18 protein-coding genes are annotated in these 17,494 nt (G+C 45.5%); 6 read left to right on the top strand and 12 right to left on the bottom strand.

Features of this window, described 5'->3' with window-relative positions:
* Positions 1-32: 32 nt before the first annotated feature.
* Genes pcaF through H3S94_RS01905 form a run of 3 tightly spaced genes read right to left on the bottom strand, consistent with a single transcriptional unit; the run spans position 33 to position 2,640 of the window.
* The gene (gene pcaF / locus H3S94_RS01915; protein WP_198230627.1) at positions 33-1,238 is read right to left on the bottom strand and encodes a 3-oxoadipyl-CoA thiolase; all 1,206 of its coding nucleotides are present in this window, start codon (positions 1,236-1,238) and stop codon (positions 33-35) included.
* Complete coding sequence (locus tag H3S94_RS01910) at positions 1,235-1,936, bottom strand: 3-oxoacid CoA-transferase subunit B (RefSeq protein ID WP_077990846.1); 702 nt, start codon at positions 1,934-1,936, stop codon at positions 1,235-1,237. Before H3S94_RS01910 ends, pcaF begins: the two co-directional genes overlap by 4 nt.
* Positions 1,933-2,640: a 3-oxoacid CoA-transferase subunit A gene (locus tag H3S94_RS01905; RefSeq protein WP_077990848.1), complete on the bottom strand. Its 708-nt coding sequence runs from the start codon at positions 2,638-2,640 to the stop codon at positions 1,933-1,935. The genes H3S94_RS01910 and H3S94_RS01905 overlap by 4 nt, the downstream gene beginning before the upstream one ends.
* 289 nt (positions 2,641-2,929) lie before the next feature.
* Between H3S94_RS01905 and H3S94_RS01900 the strand changes: the two genes are divergently transcribed.
* The gene (locus H3S94_RS01900; protein ID WP_077990849.1) at positions 2,930-3,700 is read left to right on the top strand and encodes an IclR family transcriptional regulator C-terminal domain-containing protein; all 771 of its coding nucleotides are present in this window, start codon (positions 2,930-2,932) and stop codon (positions 3,698-3,700) included.
* A gap of 299 nt (positions 3,701-3,999) precedes the next feature.
* On the opposite strand, the gene H3S94_RS01895 is transcribed toward H3S94_RS01900, so the two are convergent.
* Positions 4,000-4,686, bottom strand: a complete 687-nt coding sequence (locus tag H3S94_RS01895) for a DUF2848 family protein (RefSeq protein ID WP_198240117.1) — start codon at positions 4,684-4,686, stop codon at positions 4,000-4,002.
* A gap of 93 nt (positions 4,687-4,779) precedes the next feature.
* On the opposite strand from H3S94_RS01895, the gene H3S94_RS01890 reads away from it, so the two are divergent.
* Positions 4,780-6,075: an MFS transporter gene (locus H3S94_RS01890; RefSeq protein ID WP_198230629.1), complete on the top strand. Its 1,296-nt coding sequence runs from the start codon at positions 4,780-4,782 to the stop codon at positions 6,073-6,075.
* A gap of 110 nt (positions 6,076-6,185) precedes the next feature.
* Here the strand turns inward: H3S94_RS01890 and H3S94_RS01885 are convergent, their stop codons facing one another.
* A complete protein-coding gene (locus tag H3S94_RS01885; protein ID WP_198240116.1) occupies positions 6,186-6,815 on the bottom strand; it encodes a GntR family transcriptional regulator in 630 nt (209 codons plus the stop codon).
* Between the two features lie 72 nt (positions 6,816-6,887).
* Between H3S94_RS01885 and H3S94_RS01880 the strand changes: the two genes are divergently transcribed.
* Complete coding sequence (locus H3S94_RS01880) at positions 6,888-7,661, top strand: nitrilase-related carbon-nitrogen hydrolase (protein WP_198240115.1); 774 nt, start codon at positions 6,888-6,890, stop codon at positions 7,659-7,661.
* Positions 7,662-7,796: 135 nt separating this feature from the next.
* Here the strand turns inward: H3S94_RS01880 and H3S94_RS01875 are convergent, their stop codons facing one another.
* The 4 genes from H3S94_RS01875 to H3S94_RS01860 all read right to left on the bottom strand — a co-directional run bounded on the left by H3S94_RS01875 (position 7,797) and on the right by H3S94_RS01860 (position 11,494).
* Positions 7,797-8,735, bottom strand: coding sequence for an ABC transporter substrate-binding protein (locus H3S94_RS01875; protein WP_225868135.1), 939 nt, complete (start codon positions 8,733-8,735; stop codon positions 7,797-7,799).
* A gap of 31 nt (positions 8,736-8,766) precedes the next feature.
* A complete protein-coding gene (locus H3S94_RS01870) occupies positions 8,767-9,543 on the bottom strand; it encodes an ABC transporter permease (protein ID WP_210327955.1) in 777 nt (258 codons plus the stop codon).
* A gap of 1 nt (position 9,544) precedes the next feature.
* Positions 9,545-10,279, bottom strand: coding sequence for an ABC transporter ATP-binding protein (locus H3S94_RS01865; protein ID WP_198240113.1), 735 nt, complete (start codon positions 10,277-10,279; stop codon positions 9,545-9,547).
* 315 nt (positions 10,280-10,594) lie between these two features.
* Entirely contained in the window at positions 10,595-11,494 is a 900-nt protein-coding gene (locus tag H3S94_RS01860; RefSeq protein ID WP_198240112.1) for a LysR family transcriptional regulator, read from the bottom strand.
* 365 nt (positions 11,495-11,859) lie between these two features.
* Here H3S94_RS01860 and H3S94_RS01855 point away from each other — a divergent pair, with 365 nt between their 5' ends.
* Genes H3S94_RS01855 through H3S94_RS01845 form a run of 3 tightly spaced genes read left to right on the top strand, consistent with a single transcriptional unit; the run spans position 11,860 to position 14,183 of the window.
* Complete coding sequence (locus H3S94_RS01855) at positions 11,860-13,038, top strand: NAD(P)-dependent alcohol dehydrogenase (RefSeq protein WP_246791210.1); 1,179 nt, start codon at positions 11,860-11,862, stop codon at positions 13,036-13,038.
* Positions 13,035-13,772 (top strand): carboxymuconolactone decarboxylase family protein, encoded by a 738-nt coding sequence (locus H3S94_RS01850; RefSeq protein ID WP_255520145.1) that lies wholly within the window; start codon positions 13,035-13,037, stop codon positions 13,770-13,772. The genes H3S94_RS01855 and H3S94_RS01850 overlap by 4 nt, the downstream gene beginning before the upstream one ends.
* Positions 13,773-13,808: 36 nt before the next feature.
* Positions 13,809-14,183, top strand: coding sequence for a DUF2255 family protein (locus H3S94_RS01845; protein WP_198240468.1), 375 nt, complete (start codon positions 13,809-13,811; stop codon positions 14,181-14,183).
* Between the two features lie 184 nt (positions 14,184-14,367).
* Here H3S94_RS01845 and H3S94_RS01840 read toward each other — a convergent pair whose 3' ends face one another.
* The 3 genes from H3S94_RS01840 to H3S94_RS01830 all read right to left on the bottom strand — a co-directional run bounded on the left by H3S94_RS01840 (position 14,368) and on the right by H3S94_RS01830 (position 17,492).
* Entirely contained in the window at positions 14,368-15,150 is a 783-nt protein-coding gene (locus H3S94_RS01840; RefSeq protein WP_198240110.1) for an MBL fold metallo-hydrolase, read from the bottom strand.
* A gap of 133 nt (positions 15,151-15,283) precedes the next feature.
* The gene (locus tag H3S94_RS01835) at positions 15,284-16,291 is read right to left on the bottom strand and encodes a GlxA family transcriptional regulator (RefSeq protein ID WP_198240109.1); all 1,008 of its coding nucleotides are present in this window, start codon (positions 16,289-16,291) and stop codon (positions 15,284-15,286) included.
* A gap of 4 nt (positions 16,292-16,295) precedes the next feature.
* On the bottom strand, positions 16,296-17,492 hold the full coding sequence (locus H3S94_RS01830; protein WP_198240108.1) for an aminotransferase class V-fold PLP-dependent enzyme: 1,197 nt from the start codon (positions 17,490-17,492) through the stop codon (positions 16,296-16,298).
* Positions 17,493-17,494: the final 2 nt, after the last annotated feature.

The following is a 17,494-nucleotide window of genomic DNA, read 5'->3' as shown; positions in this document are numbered from 1 at the left end:
GGAGTTGCCAGAATTGTTCGTAAAGCTTTTGGTCAGGCGCGTTCAAACGCGACAGCAATTCCTTGCCCGACACCGATACACATAGTCGCCAGTGCATATCTGCCTTGTGTCAGTTTCAATTGCAAAGCAGCAGTGCCGCCAATACGTGCTCCGGACATACCGAGCGGGTGGCCAAGAGCAATAGCTCCACCATTCGGGTTGACATTTTCGGCGTCGTCTTTGAGTCCGAGATCCCGCAATGTTGCAAGCGCCTGACTGGCAAAAGCTTCATTGAGTTCGATAACGTCGAAATCCTGAGGTGTCAGGCCAAGATGACGGCACAGTTTTTTCGTTGCTGCTGCCGGACCAATTCCCATAATACGCGGTTCAACACCGGCGGTAGCACCTGCTACAATACGTGCAATCGGTTCTAGATTATATTTTTTTACAGCCTTTTCGGATGCGATGATGAGGGCTGCTGCGCCATCATTCACTCCCGATGCATTACCGGCTGTGACTGTAGCACCTTCTCTTTTATTAATGACACGCAAACCCGAAAGAGCTTCCATGCTGGTCGAGCGCGGATGTTCGTCTTTATCGACAATAATCGGGTCACCTTTACGCTGTTTTATTGTAACGGGAATGATTTCCTTGGCGAGGCGGCCGTTCTGTTGGGCTGCGGCAGTCTTCTGCTGGCTGCGCAGTGCGAATTTGTCCTGATCTTCACGTGAAATATTGAAATCAACTGCGACATTGTCGCCTGTTTCCGGCATTGAATCGACGCCATATTGCGCTTTCATCAACGGGTTGACAAAACGCCATCCGATTGTTGTGTCATAAATTTCCGCAGTGCGCGAAAATGCTTTATCGGCTTTCGGCAAGACAAAAGGCGCCCGCGACATGCTTTCTACGCCACCAGCAATTATGAGTTCGGCTTCTCCCGTTTTGATCGCACGGGCAGCAGTCTGGATTGCATCAAGCCCGGAACCGCACAGCCGGTTGATTGTCGCTCCGGATATTGAATAGGGCAGTCCGGCCAGAAGCAATGCCATTCTTGCCACATTGCGGTTATCTTCACCGGCCTGATTGGCGCAGCCCATCAAAACATCATCAACAGCTTCCCAATCAATGGTCTTGTTGCGCTCGACAATTGCTTTGAGAGGCAAAGCTGCCAGATCGTCGGCGCGAACAGAAGCGAGCGCGCCACCAAAACGGCCGATAGGTGTTCTTACATAGTCACAGATAAAAGCTTCGGTCATTTTTCCTCCTCGATAGCTGGTACAACCAGATCTGTTATGGGGCCATCAATATGAAGTTTGGCGCCGGTTATTGCTTGTAAATCATCAAAACTGAGCGAAGCCAATTTTTCGCGTAACACAAAATGCCGGTCGACAATGTCGATGACTGCATGGCTCGTATAGACCCGTGTCACGCAATTGAGACCTGTTAGCGGAAAAGTGCATTTTTCAACGAGTTTCGGATCACCCTTTTTGGTTATGTGTTCTGTGACAACGCAGACCTTCTTGGCGCCATGAACGAGGTCCATTGCACCGCCCACAGCAGGAACGCCTTTCGAGCCGACACGCCAATTGGCGAGATCTCCGTTTTCGGCAACCTGATAAGCACCAAGAATTGCCACATCAAGATGACCGCCCCGCACCATGGCAAAACTGTCGGCATGATGAAAATAACAACCGCCCGGCTTCAAAGTTACAGCTTTTTTGCCCGCATTAATCAAATCCCAGTCTTCTTGACCGGGAAGTGGCGGTTCGCCAAAACCCAGAATTCCGTTTTCAGTATGAAATATGGCTTCATGACCTTCAGGTTGGAAACGGGCAACCATTTCCGGGAAACCGATACCGAGATTGACATAGGCTCCATCTGCAATATCTTGTGCTGCACGCCACGCAATCTGTGCATTGGATAGCTTGATCTTCTCATACATATCCGTGTTCATTTGTAGACAACTCCCGCGTGAATAAGAACTTCTTCCTGAGCCGGATTTGTTACTTCGACAATATCGTCAACAAAAATTCCCGGTGTAATAATATTTTCAGGATCAATATCTCCCGCTTCGACCAATTTTGACACCTGCACAATCGTGTGTTCGGCTGCCATGCACATAAGCGGTCCGAAATTGCGCGCAGCCTTGTGATAGGTCAAATTACCATAACGATCGCCGATATAGGCTTTAACCAGAGCAAAATCGGCCTTCAACCAACGTTCCTGTACGTAGAAACGACCGTCAAATTCTGCGACCGGTTTGCCAACTGCAAGTTCTGTGCCGTAGGATGTAGGCGTGTAAAAAGCGGCGATCCCGGCTCCGCCGGCGCGTATACGCTCGGCCAGAGTGCCTTGTGGAACAAGCTCCAACTCGATTTTGTGGGCAAGGTACTTTTCAGTGAATGCACGAGGATCACTCGAACGGGGAAAAGAACACACCATCTTCTTCACCATCCCCGCATCAATCATTGCGGCGATGCCGACATAGCCATTACCTGCATTGTTATTGATAACAGTAAGGCCGGTTACTTTTCTGTCGATCAGTGCATGAATAAGTTCGATAGGTGTACCCGCGCCGCCAAAGCCACCGATCATTAAGGTTGCTCCGTCTTTGATCGGTGCTACCGCTTCTTCGACGCTTGGAATAGATTTGTCCATCTTTAGCCTCCCGAAAGATGACATCAGTATGCTGACTTAAAAAATTTATGGTAGAGAGGGAACAAAACGGGACAAAACACAGAGTAACTGCCGACAAACAAATAGATTTAACTTCCGGCAAACAAGATAAATCCCGTTTGCCATTAAACTTCCTGAAAATGCCGATGTCCGAATTCTAGACTCCCACACTACCTCCCATGACTCAAGTTAGGTCTTTTTTATTCCTTGCGTCAATATAAAATGTTCAATAATAGACACTTGTTCATATAGTGTACAAAAAGGAAAGCAAATGCATACGCCTGTTAAAACAGATTTTGTTGGCGGATTTGCCAAAGGGTTGAAAGTGATAGAAGCCTTCAATTCGGCTAAGGCACGCCTTTCCATTACCGATGTCGCAACGATTACAGGTTTCGATCGCGCCACAAGCCGTCGTTGCCTTCTCACGCTTTGTACACTCGGTTTTGCAAGACATGATGGAAAATATTTTTCACTCACAGCCAAAATATTACGACTCGGCTATAGTTATCTGTCATCGGCATCTTTGCCGGTTATCATCCAGCCATTTCTCGACAAGCTTTCAGCAAAAATCGGTCACAGCTCGTCTTCATCAATTCTTGATATGACAGAAATTGTCTATATTGCGCGTGCTTCGCAAGTAAAAATCATGTCGGTGAATTTGACTGCCGGAAGCCGTCTACCAGCCTGGTGTTCATCTATGGGGCGGGTATTGCTTGCGGGCTTGCCGAAAGACGAGCGCAAAAGAATATTGGATGCAAGCCATATCGAACCGCGAACAGTAAAAACCTGCACCGACCGCAAAACACTTGAGAAAAAAATAGAAACTGTAGCCGAAAACGGTTTTTGCCTGATAGATCAGGAACTTGAATTAGGATTGTGTTCTATCGCTGTGCCTATAAAAATTGCTTCCGGCAAAGTCGTTGCTGCTTTGAATATCGGTGCGCCTGCTGTTGAAAATTGCTTGCATGAGATGACAACACATTATCTGCCCGAATTGCAAAAAACAGCTCATGATATTTCCGCACTTATTCCGTTTCGCTGAATAGTTCGGCGCCGGTTTAGATCATATACAGATCATATATTGCATATCTTACGAAGAAATCTTTGTCCCCAAACCGCCCGAAGTTGCACTCTTTTGAACAAAAACCGCAAGCTTATTATTGATCGAATGCCGGTTTTACCAGAAAAGAAACGGGAAAAAGGCGCAGCCGATAGGTGGCAAGGCCTGCCTTTTCCGAAAGCTATAAATGCGATAATCACGATATAAATATCGGTCAAAAATAGCAATCGGGAAAGACATTTTAAAACGAGCAGTTTTTAAAACCCATATTTTTATGAAAACTATTCCCAAGCATCAGCCAGACGTTCGATTTCATAAGAAACGCGACTGATATTGCCTTTATGATCGGCAAGTTCGACACGCCAATGATGCGAAAACTGGTTGACCGATTTTTTCATCGGTATTGTACCGCTCATCAATAATGTTCCGGGGCGCGCAAGACCTGCTTCTTCAAGCTTTTTCAGCCATTCGGAAGGGGAGATAAGAAGACCGGCATTGCCGTCCTGAATGAGCTGTTCTTCCTGGCTGTCTTTTACCCAAGCTTTCAAAGTAAAGTCGGAAAACGAATTTTTGACCTCGCTATAACGCCAGGCAAGATCACCGATAAAATCCGGTGCGGATTGTTTTGACCAGGCTACACCATGAGCTTCCAATGCGCGATCGGTATGATCGCATGCGGCCATTAACAGATGCTCGTTTTCATTGTTACCGATATAGAGTGCCCATTCGGCTTCACCCGAAGTTTTATCATGCGGAGCCTGATAAAGATGTTCTTGGGAAACGACGTGAGAGCCTAAAGGATAAAGTGTCGGAAATGTTTTCGGGGCAGGGACACCGAGTGCTGCTAGCTCCTCAATATGGTGACGGACTTCTTCGCTATTACATCCGGCATAACCGGCGTTGAATACCCATTTCACGTCAACAGCCCTCAAGCCACTGCCAACGACATATACAACCAGACTTCTCATTCCGTCCTCCGTAAAAAAATAGTAGACTTACTATATATCAATGATGCATATTTATGGTATACCAAATTCATGCAATAACAAGGGGAACTATTAATGAAAAATTTTTCAAAAGAGACGGAACCACCAATAGAGCGCAAAAGTCTTGTTAAAGCATTTGCTGCAAGCCTGAGTGGTACTTCTTTGGAATGGTATGACTTCGCAGTTTACGGAGCCTGCGCGGCTTTGGTGTTCGGCCATTTGTTTTTCCCGAACGGCGATTCACTTGCCGGCACGCTAAAAGCCTTCGGTACTTATGCTGTAGGATATATTTCCCGTCCATTGGGTGGCATATTTTTCGGGCGTCTTGGCGATATTGTCGGGCGCAAAAAAGTATTGGTATGGACGTTATTGTTAATTGGTATCGCCACCTTCATCATCGGACTTTTGCCGACATTCGCCTCTGTCGGTTACCTTGCTCCGATTCTTCTTGTTTTGTTGCGTTTTGCTCAAGGTGTCGGTGTTGGCGGTGAATGGGGAGGTGCTGTTCTTCTCTCCAGCGAATTCAGCAAACCTGAACAAAGAGGTTTTTGGGCATCTGCGGCGCAAGTAGGCCCCCCTTTAGGTAATCTGATGGCAAACGGCGTTCTTGCTATTTTGGCTTTTTTCCTCACCACCGCCCAATTCAACGATTGGGGCTGGAGAATAGCTTTTCTGCTTTCTGCTCTTCTGGTCGTATTCGGTCTATGGGTTCGTTTTTCACTTGAAGAGACCCCTGTCTTCAAAAAACTTGAAGAAAAGAATGAACGCTCGAATGCGCCGGTGTCGGAAGTATTCAAATATGAGAGCAGAGCCCTTTTTGGCGGCATTCTTGCGCGCATCGGGCCTGATGTTCTTTATGCCTGCTTTACGGTTTTTGTACTCGCTTATGCCACACAATATCTGGGAATGCCGCGCTCTGATGCCATCGCATCTGTCACAATTGCTTCGGGTATTCAGGTGTTGTTCATCCCCTTTAGTGGCTGGCTATCGGATAGAATAGAACGGCGTGTCATTTATGCTGTCGGTGCGGTTCTTGCAACGATCTGGACATTTGTGTTTTTCTATATGATGGAAGAACCGACCTTTGTTCGCCTCTTCATCGGCGTGACAGGTGCTCTCATTTGCCATTCTTTAATGTATGGCCCGCAGGCTGCATTGATTGCAGAGCAATTTTCTGCACGTCTTCGCTATACGGGGAGTTCACTTGCCTATACATTTGCAGGGATTGTCGGTGGTGCCATCGCGCCTTTATTGCTCGCATGGTTTATATCATTCGATAAAAGCGGTTTTGCCATCTGCCTTTATATAGGCATTGCATGCGTATTGACCTTGATCGGGCTAGCCATGACAAGAAAATCGCACGAATCCTGACAAATAGGTTGAAACAGCACCGGAAGCCAAAACGGCACTGGTCGTTTCAGCCTATTCACCTTTTCGATAAATATGATGGGCGTTATCAGGCAAAAAACGATAAAGCTCTATCAAACGAGATATTGGCGTGTCTGCTCAAGATGTTCGAGAATGGCTTTCTTGGCTTTCCGGACATCTTTGGCGACAAGTGCATCAACGATGCGTTGATGTTCTTTCAGGACTTCAGTTCGTCTTTTCGCAGTTTTGCGGATGGCTCTTACACCAAAGGTTACATAGCGGGCACGTAGCAACTCGTACATCTGGTTTAACACAATGTTACCGGTTGCTTCAATCAAAGCACAATGAAAGGCACGATCATGTTCGATAAAGTCGATATAAGGGTCATCAAGCGCCATATGTTTTTGAAATTCCAATTCCTTCATCATGGCAGGCGTCGGGTCGATATTTTGCGAGATACAATATTCTGCACTCCAGCATTCGACAACGCCACGCACCTGAAACAGGTCATTGACTTGTTGTATATTCGGTGGTGCGACAAACGCACCGCGATTGGGCTTCAGATCAATCAGATCTTCACTGGCAAGCATCATGAAAGCTTCCCGTACAGGCGTGCGGGAAATACCCAAACTATCGGCAATTTCTCTTTCATTCAGGAAAGTACCAACGAAAGACGGATTGGTCAAAATAGTATTGCGTATGTGTGAATAGGCGCGTTCGCGACCTGAAGATTTCTTGTCCATAATGCTACATTATTTATTTTTACCAAACGAATATATGAAATCACAATATTGATAAGTATAGGGAGAATTCAAATGGGTGAAAACATAAAAATTGGATTGGCACAAATAAGAAGTGGTACTGACAAACAAAAAAATAACGCCGAAATTATTAGAATGATCGAACAGGCGGCCACGGCAAAAGTCGACATACTGGTTTTCCCGGAAGCAGCCCAGGTTTCTTTTGAAGCGGCTTTGAAGGATGAGGCAGAACCGCTTGAGGGCCCTTTTGCAACATTGATCCGCTCTTATGCGGCTAAATATGATATGATGATTGTTGCAGGCATGTTTGAACCGGCAAATGACGGACGCATACGCAATAAGTTGATAATTACCGGAAAAAACACTGAAGCCACTTATCAGAAAGTCCATTTATATGACGCATTCGGCTCACGTGAATCGGACCTCGTTGAAGCGGGAAGTGATTACCTTGTTCTCGATACAGTATTCGGCAAGATCGGTTTTGCGATTTGTTATGATTTGCGGTTTGCCGACCAGTTTACCGCAATGGGGAAGAAAGGTGCAAAATTGATTATCGTTCCGGCCTCCTGGGGAGATGGTCCCGGAAAAGCAGGGCAGTGGGATTTGTTGGTTCGCGCCCGCGCTGCCGATTCTGAAGCCTGGCTTGTTGCCTGCGATCAGGCTTGGCAGCCGCCAAAAGGAACAGCACCGCTGGGTATCGGACTAAGTTCTATTGTCGACCCGACAGGAAATGTGCGGGCACGTCTGGCGAGCGAAGCCGAGCTTTTGGTCTTCGACATCGATTTGGGAAATGTGGAAGCTATTCGCGCCCGTATTCCGATTTTATGATACGGATATTCGGGTAACAAAATATTATTCTGAAAAGATATTAAAGTGTTGCGCCGCTTTCTCCGGAAGAGGTTCCGCAAAACACAAAATCGGGCAATGGTGAACTCCCGTCATGCCCGATTTTCCATTGGATTTTCATTTCAATTCGGTCGCAAAGCTGTCAAGCGGATATTCTTTTTTGACAATGCCTTTTTTATAAAGATAGGCGCCGTAAGAAATATATCTTTCTCTGTCGAGGTGGAGCGGATTTTCGCTGAATAAGGGAACCGTTTCCATCCATATCTTTTTATTGAGATCGGTATCGAGTTCCTTATATTTTTTTGCAAAATTGTCCCATGTTTCCTGTGGGTGAGCCTTCAAATATTGCTGGCCTTCATGAACAGCTTCAAGGAATTTTTTATAAGCCTCGTGTTTTTTGAGGTCATTTTTGGCAACAAAAATCAGTTCGTCATAAGGGGGAATGCCGTAGTCCTCAACCTTCATAATAACAGGCTCTATTCCCTGTTCGCGTAGTTCATTACCTTCCACATTACGATAACCGCCAATGACAGCATCAACCTGTTTTGACATCAGCCCGCTTACAAGGTTGAAATTGACGTTTACAAGCTCGACATCCTTTATCGTGAGCCCCTGATTTTCCAACATGGTTCCCAGGATCACCGGTTCAATACTGCTCACAGAAAAACCGACTTTTTTGCCTTTGAGATCGGCCGGTGTTTTGATTCCGCTATCGGGAAGCGCCAAAACAGTATTGAGCGGCGTTTCAATGAGTGTTCCTATACGTGTCAGAGGCAATTCTTCATCTTGAAAAATGTAGAGTTGCTGTTGATAAGATAAAGCAATATCGGCTTTGTCGGATGCAACCAGACGCGGTCCGATATTGGGGTCGGAGGGGGTGACGATTTCGACATCAAGTCCGCGTTTTTCAAAACTGCCAATCTGTTCGGCAACAATTAAAGGCGCATGATCGGGATTAAGATACCAGTCAAGAACAACTGTAAGTTTATCATTTGCTTTTGAGCCGAAAACGCCGAGAAAAATGATGATGATGGAGAATAATATTTTTTTTAACACGTTTCCTCCGGAAATATAAAGAAAAGAAAAATCAATTTTGTTGTGATTTTTTATCCCAGTAGATAACATATTTCAATATGATGTCGGTGATATACCATAAAATCATTGCGATAATGGAAAGTATAAATATTGCGGCAAAGCATGTCGGCGTCTGCATGCGGGCATTGGCGTTCAACATAATATAGCCGAGCCCGCCGGATGACCCCACCCATTCACCGATAATCGCACCAATCGGAGCAATGGCGGCGGCGACACGCACACCGGAACCAAGCGCGGGCAGTGCCGCCACAAGCCTGATATGGACAAGTTGCGACAAGGGAGATGCTCCCATGGTTCTTGCAAGATCAAGGTAACCCGCATTTGTGCGCCGCAAACCGTCAAAAAAGGCTGTTGTAACAGGAAAAAATATAACCAGTATTGCGGCGATAATTTTCGAGAGGATTCCGTAGCCGAACCATAGAACCAGAATGGGGGCGAGGGCGAAAACCGGTATTGACTGGCTTACAATCAGAACCGGCATCAACCATTTTTGCAATGTTTTGGAAAACATTAAAAGAAGTGCCAGAGCAGCACCGGACAAAATTCCCAATACAAAGCCGATGACAATTTCGACAATTGTAATCAAAGAATTTTCCAGAAGATATTGGCGTCCGTTCCAAAGTGATTGTGCGACAACAAGGGGGGAAGGCAATATGTATTTTTTGAGGTCAAAAATAATGGCAATTGCCCACCATAATGCGAGAATGCCGAAGAAAACCACAAGACCATGAAGGAAAAATGCAATTTTTTTATTGAAGCGGTTCTGCAAACTATATCCCCTTTAAAAAATGCATCAATTCGGTTTCACTTTTTATGCGGTTTTTGTCATCATAATTTCGCGGTGCTTCACCTTCAACAATGATAGCGGGCAGGAAAATTGCCGGCTGACCTTTCAAAACCAGTATACGCCGACATAATCGTGCGGCTTCCGATGGATCATGGGTAACAAGCAATACAGTTTTAGTTTTAAGAAGATCGAATGCAAGTTCCTGTATGGTGGCGCGAGTAACCGCGTCCAGTGCCGAAAAAGGTTCGTCCATCAATACAACGGGCTTGTCTTCATACAATGTACGGGCAATAGCCACCCTTTGGCGCATACCACCCGATAAAGTTTCGGGAAGCTGCTCTTTGACCGATAAAAGACCGACCTTTTCCAGTAATTCTTCGGCTTTTTTGTAATCTTTCTTCTCATGGCGCAATCTTGCTCCAAGGCAGACATTCTCTATCACGTTTAGCCAGGGAAATAGCAAATCCTGTTGCGCCATATAGGTTATACGACCATGAAGACTGTCACCGTCGGAACCTGAAATTTGTCCGCTATCGGGGGTAACCAGCCCCGCAATGATTTTCAGAAGGGTGGTTTTGCCAATTCCACTTTGTCCCAAAAGCCCGACAAATTCACCGGCAGGAATATCAAAATCGAGCGATTGAAAAACCGGTTTTCCTTCATAATTTAGAGAAATGTTTCGACCTTTGATACCCAATAAGGGAGAAGAACTTGTCATTGATGAATGATCCTGAAATGAAGCTGTTCCGGCATTATCGAAATTCGGGTAAAAAGCAATTCTTTGCTATTACCGGCAAAGCAGTTTGAAGCAAAAAGACGGTTTCTTCTCCGTGAGATGAGGTGGTTACAGGGCGACAAAGAACATGACCTGTTAAGTTACGCTAATCAAGCTAATTTTTTACCACAAATCAATAAGAAATCACCCTTAAAAACAATTTCAGGTTGTCTCGAACTGCAAGAAAATGACCGGTTGACGACAAAATGGAATGAGGCTCGTCAAATAAAATAGGTCATTATCTTCAGTTTGGAAAAATTATTCGGGATCATGCCGCTTCAAGGCTTCAATGAATAACTGGAAAGCAACCGGATGATGACGACGATTGGGATAATAGAGATAATACCCCGGAAACGGTAAACAATATTTTTCAAGAACGCGGATGAGGCGTCCCTCTCTCATAAATTCCTCGACTTCCCGTTCAGGAATATAAGCAAGTCCGAAACCGTCAAGGACAGCTTCCACAATGTGCGGATAGGTGTTGAAAATGAGCTGTCCTTTCGGGCGTATATTCACTGCTCCGTTTTCGTCATCAAGCTCCCACGGATAAAGTCCGCCGGATGTTGGAACCCGCAAATTGATGCAATTCTGCTCCATCAGATCATGCAAGTTTTCCGGTTTTTTATGTGTTTCAAAATAACTCGGCGCCCCGACAATTGCCATACGCATAGGCGCACCGATCGGAATGGCAATCATGTCTTTGGCGAGATGTTCGCCAATACGGATACCTGCATCAAAACGTTCTTCGATAATATCGGTAAGACCATAATTGATATTGATCTCCACTTCGATTTTCGGATATTTCCGTAAAAAAGGCCGCAATTTCGGTCGCAAAATATAGGAAGCGGGATAATCCACCGTGGTGATGCGGATTTTTCCTTTCGGCTCTTCGGCGGCATTGGTGATGAGATCAAGCTTCTCGTCCATTGTTTCGATGAGTGGTGAAAGCTCTTCTATCAGCCGCTCGCCTGCCGTTGTTGTGGAAACATTGCGTGTTGTCCGCGTGAGAAGACGAATTCCCAAACGTTCTTCAAGACCGCGCATGGCATGGCTTAACGCCGATTGCGAGACACCCAGTTTGCTTGCCGCACGGGTAAAACTTTTTTCTCGTGCGACCACGAAAAAAGACATGAGATCATGGATGTTTTCTCTTAGCATTTTTTTGAGACAAAATCCGTTATTGGTAATTACCTTCATTATATCATGTTTATTCATGAATTGAATTCATAGAGACATGCAGAAATATCCTCTTAATTTATGCACATCATGGCTTTTAAATAGCAGAATGAAATGAGGCGGCAGTTCGTCCGGTAAGCTTTGAACGATTGTCATTGAGAGCGTCATTCGGGCATCATTCAAGCCGGTCATTCGGGTTTTGCTAAAAACGCCGGAAGTGTTTTAGGGCCTGTTGCGGTGAACCGGCAAGAACCGGATTGACGGGGTGATAAATCCATTATGCCGGTTGGGGAGATTTGAAAATGTGTGAAGCGTGTGGAAATTCTAATCACAAAATCCAAGAAACATTGCCGCGACGCAAATTTTTGAAAGAAAGCGGCGCGTCTGTTCTTGCAGCCGGTGCAATGATGGGGACAAGTGCGGCCGCAAAGGCAGCTCCTTCAGAAGGCAAGATGGTTATTGGCAAGGAGCCTTTTGAAACCCGTGCCTATGCTGCGAAAAGTGCGACGTCCGGTTTTTCGCCCATCACCATCACACGACGGGCATTAAGGCCGGATGATGTTCTTCTCGATATTCTTTATGTCGGAATTTGCCATTCCGATATTCATGCTGTTCATTCGGACTGGAGCGCCGCTCATTATCCTATCGTGCCCGGACATGAAATCGTCGGCCGCGTTCTTGCGGTTGGTTCAAAAGTCACGAAATTCAAAGTCGGCGATATTGGCGGGGTGGGTTGCATGGTGGATTCGTGCGGCACATGCGAAAATTGCCTTGATGACCGCGAACAGAACTGCCTGAACGGGACGACTTTTACCTATGATTCAACGGACAAGATAAGCGGTGGTTATACCTTTGGCGGCTATAGCGACCGCATGGTTGTAAACGAGCGTTTTGTCATTCATATTCCAGCCCAAGTGCATCTTGCCGCTTACGCGCCTTTGCTTTGTGCCGGTGTGACCACCTTTTCCCCAATGCGTCATTGGAAATTGCAAAAAGACCAAAAAATAGCAATTGTTGGACTTGGTGGTCTTGGACATATGGCCTTGAAACTTGCCCATTCCATGCGTGCCGATGTCACTGTATTCACGACAACAGAAGGAAAGATTGCCGATGCCAAACGTTTGGGCGCAAGTGCTGCATTTTTGTGGAGTGACAAAAATGCTTTCGAGCGCCTTACCAATCATTTCGATTTGATGATTTCGACAGTACCGGTTTCATATCCGATGCAGCCTTTCATGAATATGCTCAGACTTGACGCGACACTCGTCAATGTGGGGGCGCTTGGAGAATTGACAGGCGGTTTGAGTGGTATGGCCAATGGTTTTGGCCGAAAAAGCCTTGCGGGTTCGATGATTGGTGGCATTGCCGAAACTCAGGAAGTGATTGATTATTGTGCGGCACGCCATATTGAGGCTGATATAGAACTTATCAAACCCGATGAAATTGATCGCGCTTATGAACGGGTAATAGCCAAGGATGTGCGCTACCGGTTTGTTATCGACTTTGCATCAGGTAAATCCGCATGAAATCGGCGCTCAAACTTCATCGAAGACGATTTTTACAGGCGACTTTAATTTCCGCCGGTACGCTAACTTATTTTTCACAAAACGTTTTTGCAAAATTACAGGAAAAAACAATGTTGACACTTGAACAAAAAAGACTTGTTCCCGTTGCGGCTTTTGCGGCCGAAGGAAATATTGATGGATTGAGAAATGCTTTGGCGCAAGCACTTGATGACAAGGTTGCGATCAACGCAATCAAGGAAGTTCTGGTTCAGACTTATGCATATGCGGGGTTTCCAAGAAGTCTGAATGCACTTTCCGCATTGATGGATGTAGTCAATAAAAGACGTGAAGCGGGTAAAAAAGATGAACAGGGTAAAGATGCCTCACCCGTTCACACAGATAAAACGATGGTGGAGGTCGGTACAGAAATCCAGACAAAACTGGTTGGCCAACCGGTGACAGGCCCGCTTTTCGAATTTGCTCCCGCAATTGACCAATTTTTGAAAAGTCACCTTTTTGGCGATATTTTTGTGCGTGACAATCTTGATTATAAAACAAGAGAAGTTGCGACAATTGCTATGCTTGCGGCACTTCAAGGCGCCCAGTCGCAATTGAAATCACATTATCAGATGGGTACGAATACCGGTCTTGAAAAACAGGATTTGAAGGAAATTGTTACCATTCTCGAAACGAAGGTCGGTCCGGAAGTTGGAAAACGTGCAAGCGAAGTGCTTGATAGCTTTCTGAATGGTTGAACTTTTTGGTGATCGTGTTTTTCAAGAGGCTGAATGATGAGTGAATGGACAAAGAGCGAGCTTGCGGTGATTGATGCAGCCGATGATCTCAAAATGGCTCCCTATCATGAGGATTTTAAGACAACGGGCACGCCTGTGTGGATATGGGAAGTGGTTGTTGATGGCGGCCTTTATGTGCGTGCCTATAGCGGCACGTCTTCGCGCTGGTATCAGGCTGCAATCAAACAAAAAAGCGGAAAAATTATCGTGTCCGGAAAGATGGAATCTGTTCATTATGAAGCCGTCAAAGATCCGGCGGTTCTTGATAGGATTGATGAGGCTTATCATAAAAAATATGATCCAAGTCCCTATGTCGGACCGATGGTGGGCGAGAGAGCGAAAGCAGCAACAATCAAAATCATAAAAGCATGATGGCTCATTGTTGGTTTCGTTTTTCAAAACAGCAACATGAAAGTTTTACATAAAAGGCCGACAGTTAGGGAACTGTCGGCCTTCTCATAAAGATACTGTTTTAAAAAGCACGTACAGACTTGATTTGAAAATATCAAAGCCGGTTGCGCTTTTTCACTTTTTCACTTTTTTACTGGCAAGTGACCTAGAATTCGAGTTTGTCACCTTCAAGCGGAATAATAACCGATTGGCCAATACCTGCTTTATCGACATAAGAGCGAAGTTCTTTCCGGCTTAAAACAGCGTGGTTGCAGGCTTCCATATGGATAGCAACAAGCTTTGATTGCGGGGCGATTTTATGGGCGTGAACGACATCCTCCTTGCCCATAATAATTGAACCGAAGCCTTGAAGCTGTGCGTCACCTGCATGAAGAACAACAACTTCCGGCTTATATTGTTTTAAATTGTTCTCGACAGCGTCGATCCATATTGTATCGCCTGCAAAATAAAGTGTTGGTTCATTTGGTGCTTGAAAAATAAAGCCGGTGGCATGGCCTAGGACTTCACCAACCTCTCGGTTTTTGAAAGCTTCATTGCTTCCATGCTGGCATAAAGTTTTGGTTACATGAATGCCGTTTTCATAATCAAATTTTTGCGGCAAAACGGCAAGATTTTTGAAACCCTGACTCCCAAGAAATTCTTTATCCTTTTCATTCTGTACGAATATTTTCTGTTCTTTGTCTATAAGTCCTGTCGCAACCTCGTCCCAATGGTCAGGATGGGTGTGACTTAAAAAAACGGCATCTACATTTTTGATAATGTCTTTGGCATCGAAGGGCAGTTCAACGCGCGGAAACCGCCGCTCGCTATGCACTGTACCGGGAAGTCCGGGATAGCGATCTTTTTCTGCCAGCATCGGATCAATGAGAATGTGTTTTCCGGCGTAATCAAGAATAACCGTTGCGTTACGAATGAATGTGAATTTCATAGTTCAAACCTCTTCAATTTCTTGAAGTTTATGTAAGCACGCTTTTTCTGAATAGAAACTGGCCTGATGGTCAAAAGCCATTCATATCAGGCCAAATGTTAGAGAAGTTTTTGGCCGGAATAAAAACGACCGGTTAAATTGAAAACGTCTGGCGCCATTTTGTTGGAGTGACTTTGAACGCGTCAATAAAGCTGCGGCGGAATGATTGGGTAGAGGGAAATCCGGCAAGTTGTGCAATTTCCTCAATAGAAAGTTTTGTTGTTTCCAATGCGTGTCTCGAAAAATGCAGCCTTTCATGGTTAAGCCATTCCATTGGTGAACGGCCGGTTGCCTGATGAAAGCGGCGGGTAAATGTGCGTCGGCTCATACCGACATTCTTGGCCATAGCATCAAGAGAATAGGATGAAGCAAGGTTTTTTCTGATTGTTTCAAGCAGTGAATTTATGCGCTGGTCGCTTGTCGATATTGGAACAGGGGTTGCAAGATATTGGGCTTGTCCGCCCTCGCGATGCGGTGGCGTCACAATCATACGTGCAGCATGATTGGCAATAGCGCCACCGTAATTTTTGCGAATAAGGTGGAGACAACAATCAATACCCGCAGCAGTACCGGCGGATGTGATGATGTTACCATCTTCGACATAAAGGGCATTAAAATCGACTTCCGTATCAGGAAACTGTTCGGCAAACTGTTTTTCATAGGCCCAATGCGTTGCAGCTTTTTTCCCCTTCAAAAGCCCGCTAAAGGCCAGAACATAAGTGCCGAGACAAAGCCCCATAATGATTTTATTTTTTCGCACTTCATTGTTTAGACTTGTCTTCAGTGCAGAAGAGATCGGTTGTTCAGTATCCGGCCAATAGGGAATGACGATTATATCGGCGTCATCAAGGCTTTTTAGATCGTGTTCGACTTTTATCGAGAAAGCATCCTGACCTTCGACAATTCCGGTTTTTTCTGAAAACAGAATGGGCTTATAATAGGTTTTGTCCGGCATGGCTGCACCGAAGGCCATGACCGGAACAGAAATGTGAAACGGGCTGAAATTTGCCATGACATATATGGCTACAGTTTTCGGTGTCCGGTTCAAAGTTGCATTTTGACCGGCATCCATGTTGTGCAAGCATTGTGATAACCGGTCCATTTTTTCAAACAGACCTTGCAATGGTTGTTACAATCTTGTCGAACGTCTCGTTATCAAGCCACGGACTATTCGATATGGTCAACATTCTCGCCGCAAAATCGCGGGCATTAGGGGTTGAAAAACGCATATTGAAATGCGGTTCAAGATAGGAATAATCCGCTAAAGCATGAACAAACAGGCGCGTCACGCCATAGGGTGAAGGCCACAACGTTTGAAGTGCCTTGTCCCGTGCTTCTCCGGTTTTAAAAAGCACCATAATAAATGGCCAAATGGCCCCTTCATCATCAATGCCTTTGACAACCTTGATTGAGGGAATTTTTGCAAGCCTGTTGATGCGAAGTTGCGCCTGTTTTTTTATGTCAACCAAAAAGGGTTTGAGCCTTGAAGCTGCGTTTGCGCCTCTTTTCATTCTGAAACGGCTTACAAGATGAACGGGAATATCGTCATCAAAAACATCACCGACCGCTTCCTCTATATTGCCGGCTGCAAGTTCCTTGCGCCTTGGCATGCCATAAGCGAGTGACAAAAGCCGCGGACGATAGGCGATAGAATATCCCAACAATTCGCTTATGCGTTTAAGTTCAAAGAAAATGCGGGGTTTTACTATTTTTTGGTGGGTTTCCTTTAATGACTGCCGGATTTCATCATTGGACGATGTCAAAAGGCCGCCCTCATAAAGTGTAAGCCCCTTTCCGACGGCAAGGCTGAAAAAAGCAATATCACCCATTTTTCCGGCTGCCGAACCGAGCGCCTGTGCCCCGTCTTCAATGACATAAGCGCCTTTTTTATGAGCCATTTGAATGCATTGTTCAACATCTGCCAATTGGCCACCAATATGGGTCGGAATAACAGCTAGTGTCTTTTCGTCGATCAGCTTGTCGAGGCAATCAAAATCGAAATCGAAACTGTTTTTTGCTGTATCGCAGAGTTTTACTGTCAAATTGCAATGGGCAATGGCAAGCACAACGAGAGGGCAATTATAAGCGGGTATGATAACGTCTCTACGCCTTTCGTTCTTGGGCATATTTGCCAGAGTTTGAAGGGCAACAATAAGTGAAGCCGTGCCTGAACATTCCAGAATGAGCGGCGGCAAATCGAACATGTCGCTTAAATTGGGGCAGAGTTCTTTTTTTGTTGGCAACCAATCATGCCAAACCATAGGGAGACCGGCGGTTGGTGGAATTTCGCCTTGTCTCTTCATTG

Origin of the sequence: Bartonella sp. B10834G3 (assembly GCF_016102505.1) — a bacterium.
Classification (GTDB): Bacteria; Pseudomonadota; Alphaproteobacteria; order Rhizobiales; family Rhizobiaceae; genus Bartonella; species Bartonella choladocola.
This window is presented reverse-complemented; position numbering and strand designations above follow the sequence as displayed.